This is a genomic window from Campylobacter sp. CH278 (genome assembly GCF_004378845.1).
GTDB lineage: Bacteria > Campylobacterota > Campylobacteria > Campylobacterales > Campylobacteraceae > Campylobacter_D > Campylobacter_D jejuni.
In genome coordinates this window covers 1-257 of the sequence record NZ_RYXZ01000044.1, presented here as the reverse complement: position 1 = coordinate 257, position 257 = coordinate 1, and the positions used below count along the sequence as shown (strand labels likewise).

The 257-nt window shown below is 24.5% G+C and carries 1 pseudogene; it reads left to right on the top strand.

Going from position 1 to position 257, the window contains the following annotated elements:
* Positions 1-257 (top strand): annotated as a pseudogene (locus ELQ04_RS08615) (sugar transferase); the annotation flags it as partial.

Here is a 257-nt window from a genome sequence, read left to right as displayed (position 1 = left end):
ACAAATATGTATGAAAGACTTTATGAAATTGCTAAAAAGAATGATTGTGAAGTTGTTAAAGGGGATTTTTATATATTAGAATCAAATAAAGGAAAATATTCGAAAATTACTCCTATTGATTTTTTATATAATCAAATTATTTCTTTTAAAACCCACCCTAATATATTTAATTTTCAAAGCATAAATCCAATCGGTATTTACCGATTGGATTTATTAAGAACAAATCAAATTAAGTTAAACGAAACTCCAGGAGCTTC